General features: G+C 57.2%; 11 protein-coding genes. 7 read left to right on the forward strand and 4 right to left on the reverse strand.

Going from position 1 to position 17,322, the window contains the following annotated elements:
- Positions 1-162: 162 nt before the first annotated feature.
- The gene (locus RSK20926_RS02565) at positions 163-1,548 is read right to left on the reverse strand and encodes a DUF3179 domain-containing (seleno)protein (RefSeq protein WP_008204192.1); all 1,386 of its coding nucleotides are present in this window, start codon (positions 1,546-1,548) and stop codon (positions 163-165) included.
- A gap of 408 nt (positions 1,549-1,956) precedes the next feature.
- On the opposite strand from RSK20926_RS02565, the gene RSK20926_RS02570 reads away from it, so the two are divergent.
- On the forward strand, positions 1,957-4,155 hold the full coding sequence (locus tag RSK20926_RS02570; RefSeq protein WP_008204193.1) for a response regulator: 2,199 nt from the start codon (positions 1,957-1,959) through the stop codon (positions 4,153-4,155).
- Positions 4,156-4,457: 302 nt separating this feature from the next.
- Positions 4,458-6,362, forward strand: a complete 1,905-nt coding sequence (locus tag RSK20926_RS02575) for a methyl-accepting chemotaxis protein (protein WP_008204194.1) — start codon at positions 4,458-4,460, stop codon at positions 6,360-6,362.
- Positions 6,363-6,434: 72 nt separating this feature from the next.
- On the opposite strand, the gene RSK20926_RS02580 is transcribed toward RSK20926_RS02575, so the two are convergent.
- On the reverse strand, positions 6,435-7,421 hold the full coding sequence (locus RSK20926_RS02580) for a capsular polysaccharide export protein, LipB/KpsS family (RefSeq protein ID WP_008204195.1): 987 nt from the start codon (positions 7,419-7,421) through the stop codon (positions 6,435-6,437).
- A gap of 148 nt (positions 7,422-7,569) precedes the next feature.
- Entirely contained in the window at positions 7,570-9,783 is a 2,214-nt protein-coding gene (locus RSK20926_RS02585) for an NADP-dependent isocitrate dehydrogenase (RefSeq protein ID WP_008204196.1), read from the reverse strand.
- Between the two features lie 357 nt (positions 9,784-10,140).
- On the opposite strand from RSK20926_RS02585, the gene RSK20926_RS02590 reads away from it, so the two are divergent.
- On the forward strand, positions 10,141-11,439 hold the full coding sequence (locus tag RSK20926_RS02590; protein WP_008204197.1) for a glycosyltransferase: 1,299 nt from the start codon (positions 10,141-10,143) through the stop codon (positions 11,437-11,439).
- Between the two features lie 112 nt (positions 11,440-11,551).
- On the opposite strand, the gene RSK20926_RS02595 is transcribed toward RSK20926_RS02590, so the two are convergent.
- Positions 11,552-12,076, reverse strand: coding sequence for an SH3 domain-containing protein (locus RSK20926_RS02595; protein ID WP_008204198.1), 525 nt, complete (start codon positions 12,074-12,076; stop codon positions 11,552-11,554).
- 207 nt (positions 12,077-12,283) lie between these two features.
- Here RSK20926_RS02595 and RSK20926_RS02605 point away from each other — a divergent pair, with 207 nt between their 5' ends.
- The 4 genes from RSK20926_RS02605 to RSK20926_RS02620 all read left to right on the forward strand — a co-directional run bounded on the left by RSK20926_RS02605 (position 12,284) and on the right by RSK20926_RS02620 (position 17,152).
- Complete coding sequence (locus RSK20926_RS02605) at positions 12,284-13,270, forward strand: 2-hydroxyacid dehydrogenase (protein WP_037253340.1); 987 nt, start codon at positions 12,284-12,286, stop codon at positions 13,268-13,270.
- 54 nt (positions 13,271-13,324) lie between these two features.
- A complete protein-coding gene (ggt, locus tag RSK20926_RS02610; RefSeq protein WP_008204201.1) occupies positions 13,325-15,115 on the forward strand; it encodes a gamma-glutamyltransferase in 1,791 nt (596 codons plus the stop codon).
- Positions 15,116-15,337: 222 nt separating this feature from the next.
- Entirely contained in the window at positions 15,338-16,741 is a 1,404-nt protein-coding gene (locus tag RSK20926_RS02615) for an FAD-binding oxidoreductase (RefSeq protein WP_008204202.1), read from the forward strand.
- A gap of 90 nt (positions 16,742-16,831) precedes the next feature.
- Positions 16,832-17,152 (forward strand): hypothetical protein, encoded by a 321-nt coding sequence (locus tag RSK20926_RS02620; RefSeq protein ID WP_008204203.1) that lies wholly within the window; start codon positions 16,832-16,834, stop codon positions 17,150-17,152.
- The last annotated feature ends 170 nt before the right edge of the window (positions 17,153-17,322 follow it).

Consider the following 17,322-nt stretch of genomic DNA (forward strand, 5'->3'; position numbering starts at 1 on the left):
ACTCCGGTGAATTCACTACACTCTAGATTTTGTCGAGACGCGAATGCTTTTGAGTATTTTGCGAACCGCAGTTGGTTGGTTTCATCGCCAAGGCAGACCACAAACCCATCACAATCAATGCGCCCGAGGATTGCGGGTTGGTGGGTTGATTGACGACCTGCCTCAGTTGCGCCAGAGCGCTGTCCCAGGGTGGAACTGCGACCAGGCAAACCAGAAGGCTTGATGACTGCCGAGATCAGCCCCTTTGCCATCCACCGCCTTCACGCCGCCAGCCTCCAGCTTTAGGTGAACATTCTCATAAGAAATGCGCTGCCCCTGTTTCAGAGCTGCAATCGCAGTGCTGCGCTGGAAGGCAACGGGTTTGCCTGAGGCTGTGACGATGCCGATAATATCCTCATGGACGGGGAGGCGCGGATCGACGTCTCCTATTGGAAAGATCGGCCCCTCCGCATCCCGACCATTGCGAAAATCAAAATCCCGGCCAAGCGCCAACTCTTCAGCCAGCACGGTGGTTTCGGGATGTGCCCGTTTCCAGGTGCCCCAGTCGGTGGTCACAACCGAGGCCTGTTTGAGCGTGAGGCCGCGCTTTGCAAGCGGGCCGGTGACCGCCTTGCCGAGGAAAGTGTCAAACACTGAATAGGTATTGACGTCATACATGATCTTGTTGGATCGGATCAGCAGACCAGAGGTGCGCAGCACCGGACGTTTCACCCCTGCGGGCAATTGATCGGTGAAATAGGCCTGGGCCGAGCCGCAGAGTGTGCAATAGGGAATACCCAGGTCCCGACCGCCAAGGGTATCATTCACCATTTCGCGCACTTCCATGATGCGTCGGGGGTAGGCGCGATAGGCGCCGTTGACCTCAACCCCAAAGACAATGTCGCTGTCCTTTAGCCATGTTGCCTCTGTCGCGCTGCTGACCTTCGGGTTGTCTGCGGCGGGAATGCAGTTGCAGGCCTCATCAGTCTGGCCAAAAGGTCGGTCATCGATCAGAACACCGCCCCAGGAGACCCGTCGCCAATCGATACTGCCGGGCGCAAAAATCCGATCCCACCCCGGAACCACACCGGTAAAGATCGCGCGCTTCACGGCCAGATAGTCAGGAGGTTCTGGGATATCCCAGGCGATGAGGTGATCGGTAAGCGCGCCCCAGCTGTTGCGTTTGGACAGCCGTTTCCCAAGTAGGTCAGAGGCGGTCTCCGTCAGATCCTTGTTGATACTGCGCGCCGAGATAAAGCGCAGCATGTCGGCGATGAGCCAGGCAAGGCGCGGGTCACCTGATGCAGCGATGGTCTCCAGCGCCCGAGTTTGCTCCAGCCCCCAGGTCTGCTGCGCGATACTCTCAACAAAGGCAGTGTTTACCGCCTTGCTCAGCCCTGGAGATAGGGGGCCGCCTGAGATCTTGGGCGGCTGCCCGAATTCCTTGATCACATAGTTGGGCAGTGGCGGTCGCTCCTGCGCGGCCGTTGGTCCAGATAGGCAGACAGAGAAGATCAGCAGCGGTAGTAGGAGAATGCGACGCGAAGGAAAACAGAAGACTGAAGCCATAGCGGGCCCCTTTGTACAATTGCCTCATCTCGCCGCCGGCCCTTTGCCTCAACAAGCATTGAGGGGCTTTCTTTTGAAGCTCGCCTCCAAGCAACGATTGCTCACAGGCTAGGCAAAATGGCCGTCTGATACCAATCACACCTCTATCAAAAAAGCGTGGAAGGGCACTCTTGCATCGGTGAGGTGTTTTTGTGGAAACTTGGGGTGCTTTGGACCGAGGTGTCTGACCCAGCTTCGGTGCAAGAAAGGGGAAGCATAGAGAGTGAAACAGATAAAGACGGAATCGTTGCGTCAGTTTCACGCGGGATTTCAGTGAGGTTTCGCAAATTTCCTAAGCAAGTGTTTACCTAAACAAATTAGTTTTTGGTATATTTCGCGAGTAACGCGTATCCTGTTTTGGAGTTTTGAATGCCGGTCTGGGTTGTACAGGCAAGTGGAGGGGGGCAGCTTGCTGCCTTTCTTCTGGTGTTTGTAGCAGGCTGCCTAACGGGTGGCATGCTATATCGCCGCTTTCATGCCGCGCGAGAAAGACGATCGGCCCTGTATGAGCTTGAACGCCTGCGCATCATGTTCGAAGACGCCATTGCTGCGATCGATGATGGCTTTGTTCTCTATGATGAAGCCGACCGGATGTATATTTGCAATGATGCATTTCGAAACCAGTTCGGCTCCTCCCAATCCATTCTCAGCGAAGGTCTGACCTATGAGGAGCAGATTGAAAAGCTTGCGCGCTCTGGCATTGTTCCCGGGATAGAAGGGAAAGAGGAGGATTTTGTTCGCGGACTAATGGAAAAACGGCACAGTGAATTTGGGCTGACAAAAGTTTTTCAGACCCATGATGGCCGCTGGATCCGGCAGCGGGACAAAAAGACATCTGCAGGAAATGTGGTTGGATTGCGTACCGATATTACTGAGTTGAAGGAACGTGAACTCGAACTCGAAGAGGCGCGGCAACAGGCGGAAGCGGCTGCTGAAGCAAAGACCGCCTTCCTCGCCAATATGAGCCACGAAATTCGCACCCCGATGAATGGGGTCATTGGTATGGCTGAACTCTTGGAGGAAACGGACCTGAACGAAGAGCAGCGGATGTGTACCAAGACTGTTGTTGAATCTTCGAATGCTCTTTTATCCCTGGTGAATGATGTCCTTGACTTCTCAAAGGCAGACGCTGGGAAAATGACGGTGAACAAAGCGCCCTTTGACCTCGTTGAATGTCTTTATAGTACAGCGACTTTGCTGGCGCCCAACGCGAGTGAGAAGAGCATTGAAATCTGTTTGGACATTCCAGACGATCAACCCTGTTGGTGCCTTGGCGACCAGGGACGGTTGCGGCAGGTTCTTATTAACCTGGTTGGAAATGCGATCAAGTTCACGGAAACCGGTTTTGTCCTGATCAAATTGGAGGTGAATACCGAAAGCGATCTGATGAGATTTCTGGTCCAGGACACTGGAATAGGCATTCCGGCCTCAAAGGTAGACACCATCTTCGATGTGTTTGAGCAGGTGAATTCTGAAACAACCCGCCGCTACGACGGGGCGGGGTTGGGGCTCGCTATTTCCAAGAAACTGATTGAGTTGATGGGAGGCACGCTGGGAGTGACCTCAAAATTGGGTGAGGGATCGGAGTTCACCTTTGCCTTGCCCCTGGAATCTTGCGAGCCAGTGGAAGAGCCAAGGGTGTCTTTAGAGCAGGAGCTTCCACAAGGCATCAGGGTTTTGGTGGTTGATGATCTTGAGGTCAATCGTTTGATCTTGCAGAAAACCTTGACCTCTTGGCAGGCGCAGGTTGTGCTTGCAGAAAACGGGCCACACGCTCTGGAGTGCCTTGAAAAAGAAGAGCCGTTTGATCTAGCCATTCTGGATTTCCAAATGCCGGGAATGGATGGCAATATGCTGCTGGAGAGGTTCCGAGAGCATCCCAGCGCACAAAAAATGCCGGTTGTGCTTCTCTCTTCAGTGGACGCTGGTCTGGATTCGGGAAAAACCAAGGGGCTGGGATTTGCGGCCTCATTGTTAAAGCCGATGCGGGCAGCACGCTTGAAGCAGGTTTTGCTTGGGATCTTTGCGACCCCGTCGGCGGAGGGCTCGGTTTGCAACGAACGGAAGAGCCTGGACGATTATGATCTAAATGGTGTGCGGATTTTGGTGGCAGAGGACAACCGTACCAACCAATTGGTGATCCGAAAAATGATCGAGAAACACGGCGCCGAGGTTGAAATCTGCGCCAATGGACAAGCGGCTGTTGAGAGTTTTGCCCAGTCACCACCTGATTTGGTCCTGATGGATGTCTCTATGCCTGAGATGAATGGCTATGAGGCCACCCGCAGGATCCGCGAAGGTGAGACCCTTGCGCAACAACCGCCGGTTCCAATTCTTGCCCTCACCGCCAATGCAACGCCGAAAGACCGTGAAAAATGCCTGCAAAGCGGGATGACTGATTTCCTGTCCAAACCTGTACGCAAGGCTGTGGTCCTGCAGAAAATCGAAGAGTACCTTGCCGCGAAGGTTTCGATGAACGGGCATCAAAAGAGCGATGCCAACCTGCCAGAAGGTCCCAAAACCTGCTGCGAGAACCAGGCAACGCCTTCCGCAGTAAATCTTAGATAGGGTTTTATCCTCGGCATTTCCACGGCTGCGGATCTTTTGCCCATGATGTTATGAACTTTTTTAGGGAAAGTTGAATCAAGCTTTCTGGAGCCCCTCGAAACTGTTGGGGTCTTGTTTTGAGTTGTGTTGAGATTTTTGATTTTTCAAATGGTTGTATTTGCGGCCTACTATCTTGTTTTTATTAACTAGGGGGTTCGACTCAGCTTTCTTGCCTGATGTGGGTTGGAATTGTCGAAATAACAAAATTTTAGGCCCTCTCACCTAGGATCGCATAGCGCGCGCTAAATAGGGAATATTCCAGAATGCCAAATATAATCTACCGGCTGTCGGCTCGTATCTATCTACTGGCTGGGATAGCGATTGCTTTGGCGGCGCTGCTGACATTTTTCATCCTCAGTAGGGCGGTTCAAAACGCCTATGACATGCGGGAGCAGGAGCTGCACCAGTTGACCGATCTGGCTCTCAGCCAGCTCTCCGGCCTTGAGGCCCAGGTGCAGGCCGGAACCCTGGACGAGGCGGAAGCCCGGGAATTGGGGCGCGACAGGTTGACAGCATTGCGATTTGGAGAGGCAGGCTATTTCTATGCCTTTGATCTGGATCTTGTCATTCGGGCGCACCCGACGCGGCCCAATTGGGTGGGCACCACCCAGACGCAGATTGAGGATCTGAACGGCGTGCGGATCTTTCCCGAACTTCTGGCTGTGGCGGAAAACCAGGGTGCGGGGCCGCTGATCTATCATTTTAGCAAACCTGATTCAGATGTGGCTGAAGCCAAAATGGGCTATGTGCAGCTATATGAACCCTGGGGATGGGTTGTTGGCACCGGTGCCTATGTCGCAGATATTGATGAAGAGCTCTCCACGATGCGCCTCACAGCCGGGGTTGCCCTTCTTGTCAGCCTTGCCATCCTAGCAGTTGGCGCTGGGGTGATTACAAAAAGTGTGACCGGCCCGATCGGCGCCTTGAAAGCGCGCATGCAAAGCATGACCGAGGGCAACACCGAAGATGCGATCCCTGCGACCGACAACAAGGGCGAAGTCGGTGAGATCGCTGGAAAAATCGAGAAATTCCGCCAATCTCTGCACCGGCAGAAGGGTATGGAGCAGGAACAGCGTGAGCGGGAGCGGACCCAGGCTGAGGTGGTCGAGGTTCTGAGCAGACGTTTGTCAGCCCTGTCCGGTGGCGATTTGACCAACAAGATTGGTTCAAACTTTCCAGAGGAATACAGCCAACTTCGCTGTGACTTCAACAAGACCGTAGATCAGCTTGGGGCAACGATCTCCAAAGTGGTGGAAACCACGGGTAGCATTCGCAAAGGTGCGTCTGAAATCAGCCAAGCTTCAGAGGATCTGTCTCACCGGACGGAAAGCCAAGCTGCAACGCTGGAAGAAACGGCCGCCGCCTTGGATGAGTTGACCGCATCGGTCAAATCCGCTGCAGATGGTGCCCGCCGGGTGGAAAACACCATGGAAGAGGCGCGTCAGGAAGCTGAAAACAGCGGTGAGGTTGTCCAGAGCGCGGTTACGGCAATGACCGAGATCGAGCAGAGCTCCTCCAGCATTGCGCAAATCATCTCGGTGATTGACGACATCGCCTTCCAGACCAACCTCTTGGCCCTGAACGCCGGGGTCGAAGCCGCACGGGCTGGTGAAGCGGGCAAGGGCTTTGCGGTTGTGGCCTCTGAGGTGCGTGCCCTGGCGCAGCGCTCCTCTGATGCGGCGATGGAGATCAAGACCCTGATCGGCGACAGCTCCAAACAGGTGGAGCGTGGCGTGGATCTGGTTGGCAAGGCGGGCGATGCGCTGCACAATATCGTGGAACGCGTCAGTCATATCTCCAAGCTGATCACGGGCATCGCCGAGGGCGCGGTGGAGCAATCCACCGGCCTGGGTGAAATCAACACCGGTGTGACCCAGCTGGATCAGGTGACCCAGCAAAATGCCGCCATGGTGGAAGAGGCCAAAGCCTCCGGTCATATGCTGAACAATGATGCGGCAAAGCTGGTGGATCTGGTCGCGGGCTTCAAATTGGGAACGCATTCACATCAGGGTGGTTTTGCCAGCAAGCAGACGCCTCCTGTGCAGCCTGTGGCCCCCTCTGCTCATGGGGGCGAGGATTGGGACCAGGATGAGGCAGAGCCGACACCAGCAGCTCAGCGATCCGCGCAGGCAGGAAATACTGCAGAAGATCTCTGGCAGGAGTTCTAAAAATGTTCAAACCAGGCGGAGCGGCGAAACCTGCAGTCTCGTCGCTCTTTGCTTTTTCTCGCTTCTCAGGCGCTATGCGGTTTTGAGAAGGCGGGCCCAGGCGCGTGCAGGAAAATCAGACCTCTGCGGCTCCAGCATCTGTTGGCCCATGAACCAGTAGACATAGCGTTCGAATGGAAAATCCGTGAGAACCTCCGCCGCCCGGTGCAGGTTCTCTTGCAGCTCTTTGCTGGTGTGGCAGACCAGAGTGGCGTGGTGGTAGTCGGCTTTGGCGCAGGTCAGGACGGGCTTGCGCTGCAAAAGTGCCTCAAAGCCGACAGCGGAGTTTTGTGACAACACCACCGCTGAGGCGGCGATCAAGTCATGCACACTGGCAGTGCTCAGCTCTGCATTTCCGAGTTTTTCGCAAAGGGCTTGCAGCTGGCATAGGGCCTGAGCGTCCTGCAGCGGATGCGGTTTTATATAGACCCTGCCGGTCACAGAAGCGCAGGCAGAGGTGATCATCTCAGCAGTGTTCAGATAATGCACCGACTGGCGGTATTTTTCGATGTCCTGAACAAATATGGCTACATCCGCTGGTGCAAGCCCACCAGGTATCTGCCTGTCTTGCGCGCGTTTGGAGATATTGTGCCGCAGGACGTGATCACGCAGCTCGCTAAAAAAGCCCACTGCTGCATTGCTGTCCACCCACTGCGGGTCAAATTCCTGATCGACCAAGCTGGAATTCCAGTAGTACCCCTGCGGATCCAAATACCAGAACCCCTTTAGATAGCTGGGCTGCGCATGAAAAATATGGGCCCCCTTTGGTCGCTTGGGGCCAATGACGATTTGCCGATGGTTGCTGTCCAGCAGTTCGAAGGAGAGTAGGTTCTCCGCATGGATGAGCAGCGGTTTGTACCCCTGCGACTGCGCTGCAGCCCCGATTTTTTCAAAGAAATCGCAGTGACCTTCCAGAATATGGCGGAACCAAGCCTCTTCTGCATGCAGGATCAAGGGCCGCAAGCGACTCTCTAGCTGGCGCAGATGGTTGAGCTTTCGAAAGCTGCCCCGTTTTTGCATGAGGTAAGAGAGGTTCCTTGCTGTACGATCATAGTGCTTCTGACAACTTCCGGGCTGCTCTGCAGAACGTCAAGCCTGCCGGTTGAGAAGCGCAAAAGAAAATACCCGGAGAATACTCCGGGCATTTCTAATTCGTATCTGCCTGAGATCAGTCGATGATTGCGTTCAAGGTTGCGGAGGGACGCATAACCTTGGCTTTCAACTCAACACTGGGGCGGTAGTAGCCACCGATCTCTGCCGCTGGTCCTTGTGCTGCGGCCAGCTCTGCGAGGATGGCCTCTTCACCTTCGGCCAGCGCCTGAGCAAGAGGGGCAAATTCTGCAGCAAGAGCAGCATCTTCGCCCTGAGTGGCGAGGGCTTCTGCCCAGTAGCGCGCAAACCAGTAATGGCTGTCGCGGTTATCTGGCTGGCCAACTTTGCGGCTAGGGGAGCGGTTGTGGTCCAGAATGCCCTGGGTCGCGGCCTCAGCCGCGACACCCAGAACCCCTGCCTTGGCATTGCCCTGGCTGTCGGCGAGGAAGTTCAAGCTCTCACCCAGGGCGCAGAATTCGCCCATGGAGTCCCAGCGCAGGTGGTTTTCTTCGACCAGCTGCTGCACGTGTTTTGGCGCAGAACCACCGGCACCGGTTTCAAACAACCCGCCGCCCTGCATCAGCTTCACGATGGAGAGCATCTTGGCCGAGGTGCCAAGCTCCAGGATCGGGAAGAGGTCGGTCAGATAGTCGCGCAGCACGTTGCCGGTGATGGCGATGCTGTCCTTGCCGGCGGTGATGGTTTCCAGCGATTGGCGGGTCGCTTCGCGCGGGGCCAGGATCTGGAAGTTCTCCGCAACGCCTGCCGCTTCCAGCGCAGGGGTCACATATTTGATCAGCTCGGCGTCATGGGCACGACCTGCGTCCAGCCAGAAGATCGCTTCGGATCCGGTCAGGCGCTGGCGATCACGGGCCAGTTCGATCCAGTTCTCGATCGGTGCCTTCTTCACGGTGCAGGAGCGCCAGATATCGCCCGCTTCAACCTCATGGGAATGCAGGGTCTCACCATTGGCCAGCACGATACGGATGCTGCCATCCGCGGGGGCTTCGAAAGTGGTTGGATGAGAACCGTATTCTTCGGCCTTTTGCGCCATCAGGCCGACGTTGGCTACGGCACCGGCGGTGGTCACGTCCAGCGCACCATTGGCTTTGAAGAAATTGATGGTCTCATCATAGACGGTGGCATAGCAGCGATCAGGGATCACGCAGTTGGTGTCACCCTTGTTGCCAGCCGCATCCCAGCCTTTGCCGCCAGCGCGGATCACCGCAGGCATGGAGGCGTCGATGATCACGTCGGAGGGCACATGCAGGTTGGTGATGCCTTTGTCACTGTCGACCATATACATGGCGGGGCGTTCGGCTGTAACAGCCTCAATCGCAGCCATGATGTCTGCATTGCCTGCAACGCGGTCCAAGAGGTCACCCATGCCGGAGTTCGGGTTCACACCCAGGGCGTCCATCTCGGCGCCGAATTTTTCGAACACAGGTGCCAGCCAGGCCTTGACCGCATGGCCGAAGATGATCGGGTCAGAGACCTTCATCATGGTGGCCTTCATGTGCAGCGAGAACATGGTGCCGTCCGACTTGGTGTCCTCGATAGCGCCTGCCAGGAAGGACGCAAGTGCCTTGGCGGACATAAAGGTCGCATCCGCAACGGTGCCTTCGTCCAGCGGGTAGCTATCTTTCAGAACGGTAGTGGAACCGTCTTTGCCAACAAACTCGATCTTCGCATCACCGGCCTGTGCGGCACTGATGGTGGCGGATTTCTCATTTGCGTAGAAATCATTGCCAGGCATGGAGGAGACTTTGGTTTTGCTGTCGGAAGCCCAGTCACCCATGGAGTGGGGATTGGCCTGGGCATAGTTCTTGACCGCCTTGGCGGCGCGACGATCAGAGTTGCCTTCGCGCAGGACCGGGTTCACCGCAGAGCCCTTGATGGCGTCATAGCGGGCACGGATGGCCTTTTCCTCATCCGAGGAAGGCTCTTCCGGGTAGTTGGGCAGGTTGTAGCCCTGGCTCTGCAGTTCTTCGATTGCGGCCACCAGTTGTGGCACCGAAGCAGAGATATTCGGCAGCTTGATGACATTGGCTCCGGGTGTCTTCACCAGCTCGCCCAATGCGGCCAGATCATCGGATTGACGCTGCTCTTCGGTCAGGTTTTCGGGGAAGGTCGCGATGATGCGCCCTGCCAATGAAATATCAGGGGTGCCAACAGTGATTTCTGCGGCGGAAACGAACTTGCGAATGATCGGCAGGAATGAGGCCGATGCCAGCTCGGGCGCTTCGTCTACAATGGTATACAATATGTCGGGGTTTGATTTTTCTGCCATTTTCCACAACCTTTCAGCGATAACGGAAGCTTTTTTGACTTAGCCTGACGGCACGGTGCCCCGGAACAGGGCAGAGGAAGCCAATGGATAACAATACGACCCACATGACGATCCTTTTCTGGCCCCCGTTTAGAGCAGGAGCGCCCTCGGTGCAATCACCTGCTTGGGATTTTGCAAGCGCAGATTGACGCGGCGCGGGAGTTTGGGGGGATTTCGCATAGTTTTCTACCCATTCGAATAGGTCGCCACGCGAATGCGTCAGCAATGCTACCTCTGCCTAGCTATCAGGTCTTGGTAAACAAAAGTTAACCTTGAATTGTGGCCAGATTTGAGGCCTCAGCAACAAGGTGACATTTGATGAAGCCCAACAATAACGCCTCTTCTTTGCTTATTTATGCGCCGGTGCCGCTCTATCTGCATGAGGGTGTGTTCTACATTGAGAAGCAAGCGATAAACGGGCTTCGCCTCTGGTCAGAGCATTTCAAACCCGTCACTGCAATGATGCCTTTGGCCAAGGGCGCACCGCCTGAGGGGTGGGAGCCAATTCATGCACATTTGAAAGATCTCGAAGGGGCTCGGATTGAGCCTTTGCCCATGGCCTACCGGCCGGACCAGTTTTTGCGGGCCTTCCCTGCCGCGAAAAAACGAATCAAAAAGCTGATTTCGCAGTCAGAGTATCTGAGCTTTGCGATTGGCGGTTTGTTTGGCGATTGGGGCTCTGTGGCCTCTTTGCTCGCTCATCGCATGGGGCGCCCCTTTGCGGTCTGGACCGACAGGGTCGAATCCGAGGTGATGCGCTACGGGCGTCACGGCGGCACCTGGCGCAGCCGCCTGCGTGCGCGGCTCTATCATCGGCCGATGGCGCATCTCGAGCGGGCCGTGATTCGCCGGGCTCATCTGGGGCTGTTTCATGGGGCAGAGACCTTTGATGCCTATCGCCCCTACTGCAAGAACCCGCAGCTGGTGCATGATATCCACCTATCAGCGCGCGATCACATCAATACCTATTCGCTGACCCAGAAGCTTGTGGAGCTGGAAGATTCGCCGCTACGCATCGCCTATGCTGGGCGCGCAGATGCCATGAAAGGCCCCTTTGATTGGCTGGCGGTGCTAGAACAACTCAAAGTGCTGGGCGTTCCGTTTGAAGCGACCTGGCTGGGGGAAGGGGCGGCCCTGCCGCAAATGGATGCCCGAGCAAAGCGGGCGGGCTTGGCCGATAGGCTGCGACTTCCAGGTTTCGTCTCCTGTCGTGCCAAGCTTTTGGAAGAGCTCCAACGCGCTCATATTTTCTTATTTTGTCACAAAACACCCGAGTCACCGCGCTGCCTGATCGAGGCTCTGACAAGTGCAACACCTCTTGTTGGATACGGAGGAGCCTATGCCTGCGATCTGATTGCCGCGCATGGTGGCGGCCACCTGGTGAAGCCTGGGGATACCGAAGCGCTGGCGCAGAGGATCAACTCGCTTCACCAGGACCGTGGTGAGCTTGCACGGCTGATCAGCAATGCCGCTCTGGATGGGGACCCCTTTACCGATGATCATGTCTTTGAGCAGAGATCGCAGATCATCAAACAGTTTTTGCCCCGTTTCCCCTGCAAGCCGGAGGCGGAGGCACCCGCTTGGGTGTGCCCTCTGGCCAGATCCGCTGTGGGCTGACCAAATTTCATAGGAAGGGCAATCTTGCTTGGCGCGCGCCACTGGGGAAACCGGGCAGGGGCGTGTCGCGCGGATGGTGGTTCAAATCATCTAAGTTCCAAGCTCAGGGAGGTTAGTCCCGGACTTCTTCGGGTGCGACCCCCCAGAGTTTTGATTTCGGTGCCCAGCCGCTATAGCCGCCTGCGGTGATTTCACACCAGGCCTCGGCGCATTCGCCCAGCCGCGCAACAACCCCGTATTCAAAGGCAGCGGTAATCGGAGCCTGAGGGTTTGGATGCGCATGTACCGTCAACATGTCTTCTTGGATCAGAACGGTGCGAACGCCGGACAAAAGCGCATAGTGAACCCAGCCGCCTGCGCCATCCTGGTCACGGACGCGACGCCAGTGCCCATATTCTGCTGTGATTTCCAGTGGCATGCCTCGGCGCTTAAATACCCAATCGATCCGATGGGTCAGCGAAGGGCCGCGCCGTACATTGCCTTCCGAGGCTTTCATTGAAACATAGCGGGGCAGGGGCAGATTGGTGACCGGACCGCGCTTTCCCTTGGCCCAGGCTTCGGAGATTGGGGCGACAACAAAGATCGCCAAAGAAAGCACCGCGGCAATCCGCCGCCATCCGGTGGGTTGTTTGATCACAGCCTGTTTTACCTTGCTCGTGCTTCGCCTGTCGGCCTTGTTTTTCCAAGATCCTGCAGCGCGCCTCTCTGAATGCCTCTTTGGGGAGTTTCAGAAGAAATTTGTTCTGCTTGCCTCGGTTGTGGCGGTTGGGTTCTTGTGCCCAGTCCCGTCCTGCGCCACCATGCCACCAAGGCATGCGAATTGAAAAGCCAGGGGAGAGCAAAAGTGGCAAGAGAACGTCTGAGTGTTGTTGTTACGCGACGGTTGCCAGAGCCTGTTGAAACACGGCTTTGCGAGTTGTTTGATGTCAAGTTGCGCGGTGATGATACGCCAATGTCCCGCCAGGAGCTTGTCGCCGCGATGCAGGATGCGGATGTGCTGGTTCCGACCGTCACCGATACCATTGATGCAGGCCTATTGGGCCAAGCCGGAGAGCGGCTCCGTCTGATCGCCAACTATGGCGCTGGGGTTGATAATATCGACGTGGCCACTGCCCGCCAGCGTGGCATCCTGGTCTCCAACACCCCGGGTGTGTTGACAGATGATACTGCCGATATGGCCATGGCGCTGATCATGGCCGTGGTACGGCGCATTCCCGAAGGTCTGTCCGTGATGCAAAAGGGTGACTGGCAGGGCTGGGCCCCTACGGCGATGCTGGGCGGGCGGCTGGCCGGGCGACGCCTGGGCATTCTGGGCATGGGGCAGATTGGCCAGGCCGTCGCGCGCCGGGCAAGTGCCTTTGGCATGCAGGTGCATTATCACAACCGCCGCCGCCTGCGCAGCGAGGTTGAGACCGCGCTGGAGGCCACCTATTGGGAGAGCCTCGATCAGATGGTGGCGCGTATGGATGTCATCTCGGTCAATTGCCCCTCGACGCCTTCGACCTTCCATCTTTTGAACGCGCGTCGCCTGAAGCTGCTGAAACCCAATGCGGTGATTGTGAATACATCGCGCGGCGAGGTGATTGACGAACATGCCCTGACACGGATGCTGCGCGCCGGTGAGATCGCCGGTGCTGGCCTTGATGTTTATGAGCATGGAACCGATATCAATCCCAGGTTGCGCGAGCTTCCCAATGTGGTACTGCTACCTCATATGGGGTCTGCGACCCTCGAGGGGCGGATTGAGATGGGCGAGAAAGTCCTATTGAATATCAAGACCTTCGAGGATGGGCATCGGCCACCGGACCAGGTGGTGCCAGCTATGCTCTGACAGCCCCCGCAACGAGCCCCTGCTGAAACAGGGGTTTCACGCAGGGAGTTCAGAATGAAGTTTGCAATTTCAATTGCCATGATGTTGTCGGCCTCCGCCGCCTGGGCGCAGGAAGCCGCGGATGCGGTCGCCCCCGAAGGCGCGGGCGCAGGTGTGGTAGAGGCGATCTCCGACGCCGCCGTTGCTGCAATGCAGGCCAAAACCGCGGGTCAGGTCGTCGAGAGTGAAAACTGGATGGTTGCCGCTGCAAACCCGCATGCGGTGGAGGCCGGAGCCGCGGTGCTGCGCCAGGGGGGAAGTGCGGCGGATGCCATGGTGGCGGTGCAGACCGTCCTGGGCCTGGTGGAACCACAATCTTCAGGGCTGGGCGGCGGCGCCTTTCTGGTTTGGTATGACGCTCAAACCGGCGCCCTGACAACACTGGATGCCCGTGAGACAGCCCCGCTTGCGGCAACACCGCGTCTGTTTCAGGACGAAAACGGCGAGCCGCTAAAGTTCTTTGATGCGGTTGTGGGAGGGCGCTCTGTTGGAACACCCGGAACGCCCGCATTGTTGGAGGCCGCCCATCGCCGATGGGGAAAGGCCAATTGGGGCAGCCTCTTCGAGGCGGGCATCAAACTGGCGGATGAGGGCTTTAGGGTTTCCCCCCGTATGGCCGGATCTATTGCGCGGGATGCGGACCGACTGTCACGCTTCCCAGAGACGGCCAACTACTTCCTGCCCGGCGGGGTGCCGCTGGAGGCAGGGGCAGAACTAAAGAACCCAGCCTATGCAGAAGTCTTGAGGGTACTGGCCGCAGAAGGTGCAAAGGGCTTTTACACCGGGCCTATTGCCGCTGACATCGTGCGCGCGGTGAACATGGCACCGGGCAATCCGGGTGTTCTGTCCGAGGTGGATCTGGCGCTTTATCAGGTGAAAGAACGCCCTGCTGTCTGCGCTGAATATCGGGAGTTTGATGTCTGTGGCATGGGGCCGCCCTCTTCGGGGGCGCTGACCGTTGGGCAGATTCTGGGTATGTTGGGCGGCTATGACCTGGCCGCTCTGGGGGCCGAAAGTGCTGAAGCCTGGCGTCTGATCGGCGATGCCTCTCGCCTCGCCTTTGCGGATCGTGGCCGCTACATGGCCGATAGCGACTATGTCCCGGTGCCCACAAAAGGTCTGGTTGACCCGGCCTATCTGGCTGAGCGCGGGGCCGCTCTGCAGCAGGGCAGGGCGCTGGAGCGGGTTGCACCAGGCAAGCCAGAGTTTGACCATGCCACGCTGGAGAGGCGCTGGGCCGATGATGAGTCGATCGAGTTCCCCTCGACCTCGCATATTTCCATCGTGGACCAATACGGCAATGTGCTGTCGATGACGACAACGATTGAGAACGGCTTTGGTTCACGTCTGATGAGCAATGGCTTTTTGCTGAACAATGAGCTGACCGATTTCTCCTTCCGCAGCCATCGCGATGGGGTGCCGATTGCAAACCGGCTGGAGCCGGGTAAACGGCCGCGCTCTTCCATGGCCCCTACAATCGTCATGCGCGATGATGCGCCCGTTCTGGCCATCGGCTCCCCCGGTGGCAGCCGTATCATCGGCTATGTTGCCACCGCGATTGTCGCCTGGGCGGATTGGGGCATGAACCTGCAAGAAGCCGTGTCCTTGCCGCATCTGGTCAACCGTTTTGGCACCTATGACCTGGAAGCCGGTACCCAGGCCGAAACCCGGGCCGAAGCCTTGGAGGCCATGGGATTTGAGGTCAATATTCGTGATCTGAATTCTGGCCTGCATGCGATTGAGATTGGCGCGGGGCTAAAGGGTGCCGCAGATCCGCGTCGCGAAGGGATCGCGCTGGGCGGCTAGGCCCTTCTGAGGTAATGGCAAATTGGCATGGGCGCAGAGGGTTTCCTCTGCGCCTTTCTTCTTGGGGCAGGGTGTGGTTCAAAATCTTGCGTGTTGACATGACAACACGAACATGGCTGATTGCACTGGAATAGGGCTTTGGCCAAAGTGACGGCGGTCATAGCGGAGGCTGTGATTGTCGCAGGTCGGTGACAGTAAAGCCGCAGAACAGGGAGAGTGAAGATGGTGCAAGCAACGGCATTGCCGCGCAACGAAGCCGGGATCGCAGCGGCGATTGGCATCCTGAAGCAGCAATTTGGTGACCGTCTTCAAACCGGCGAGGCCATCCGAGAGCAACATGGCCACACCACCACCTGGATCACCAATCAGGCGCCAGATGCGGTGGTTTTCCCGACCTCCAGCGCCGAGGTTTCAGAGATTGTAAAATGCTGCGCTGAATATGGCGTTCCGGTGATCCCCTTTGGCACCGGCACTTCCCTCGAGGGCCATGTGAATGCGCCGGCGGGCGGCATCTGCGTGGACATGATGCGGATGGATCAGATCATGAGCGTTCAGCCCGAGGATCTGACTGTGGTTGTGCAGCCTGGGGTCACCCGTGAACAGCTGAATACCCATCTGCGCGACCAGGGGCTGTTCTTCCCCATCGATCCCGGCGCAAATGCCTCCCTTGGCGGGATGACAGCGACGCGGGCCTCGGGCACCAATGCGGTGCGCTATGGCACCATGAAAGACAACGTGCTGGCTCTGGAAGTGGTCATGGCGGATGGGGAGGTGATCAAGACCGCACAGCGGGCCAAGAAATCTTCTGCGGGTTATGATCTTACCCGGCTGATGATCGGTTCCGAAGGAACGCTGGGCCTGATCACCGAGATCACCCTGCGCCTGCAGGGGATACCAGAGGCGATCCGCTCTGCCCGTTGTTCCTTTCGCAGCGTGGATGAGGCCTGTCGCGCCGTGATGATGACCATCCAATATGGCATTCCCGTCGCGCGGATGGAGCTCTTGGATGAGATGAGCGTCAAGGCGGCCAATAGCTATTCAAACCTCTCTCTACCGGAAACACCGCTCCTCTTGTTGGAGTTCCACGGCTCTGACGCCGGAGTGTTGGAGCAAAGTGAAATCTTTGCCTCCATTGCAGAGGAGTTCGGCGGTTTTGACCTGGAGGCAACCTCGACCGCGGAAGAGCGCAACAAGCTCTGGCAGGCGCGTCACGACATGTATTGGGCCAGCCTGCAGATCCGCCCCGGTGCCAAAGGCATTTCAACCGACGTCTGCGTGCCGATTTCACGTCTCGCGGAATGTGTTGGCGCCGCGCGGGACAAGGCCGAAGACATGGGGCTGCTGGCGCCGATGGTGGGCCATGTGGGTGACGGCAACTTCCATGCGCTTTTGCTGACCGACATGGAGAGTGAAGAGGAAAAGCAAAAGGCGGATGCCTATATCGGTTGGCTCAATGATATGGCCATCGAGATGGATGGCACCTGCACTGGTGAACATGGGATCGGCCAGGGAAAGCGCCCCTATCTGCAAAAGGAACTCGGGGCGGCGACCCGCTATATGGCAGCAATCAAGGCGGCGCTGGACCCGGAAAACATTCTGAACCCCGGTAAGATTCTGGAGATGTGAACCTCTTCTTCGCCCCATAAGTGCGCGCCATAATTTTGCACTCTTTCAAGGATAAGATCTCCGCCAGGGGGCATTCCGAAGGGGCGGGATATGTGGCTAAGCAATTCAATCAGTATTGTGATGATCTCAACCCAGATGGTTTTCGCGGCCGACTACCTATTGCAGTCCCGTAAACTGGGCTTGTCACCGGGCGCGCTGAGCATGGCCGAGTATCGTACCATAGTTGGAGCCCGTTTTGATCGCGGCATTGTCCTGCGTCAAGAATTTCAGCAACCCGCTGTCTACGCACGCCCCAGTGCTTGGGCGCAGATCAGCCTGGACTCTGAGGACGGGCAGCAGGCGGAGAAGCCGAGCGAGGATCCCGGCACCGGAATCTGCGTGCGCCGGGGCATGGAACGCATCTGCGAGTAGCTGCAGCGCAGCATTCGCAGGCTGCGATTCCGTCCCGAACACTGCTGATTTTCGACTTTCTAGACAGATATGTCGATTTTTTAGGGACCAACTTGCCCTTTGCGGCAGGAAAGGTCGGTTTTTGGAGTTTTTGGGTCGGATGGATTTCGCGCGAAACCCTGTGCTTCGGC

This window comes from Roseobacter sp. SK209-2-6 (assembly GCF_000169455.1).
Classification (GTDB): Bacteria; Pseudomonadota; Alphaproteobacteria; order Rhodobacterales; family Rhodobacteraceae; genus Pseudophaeobacter.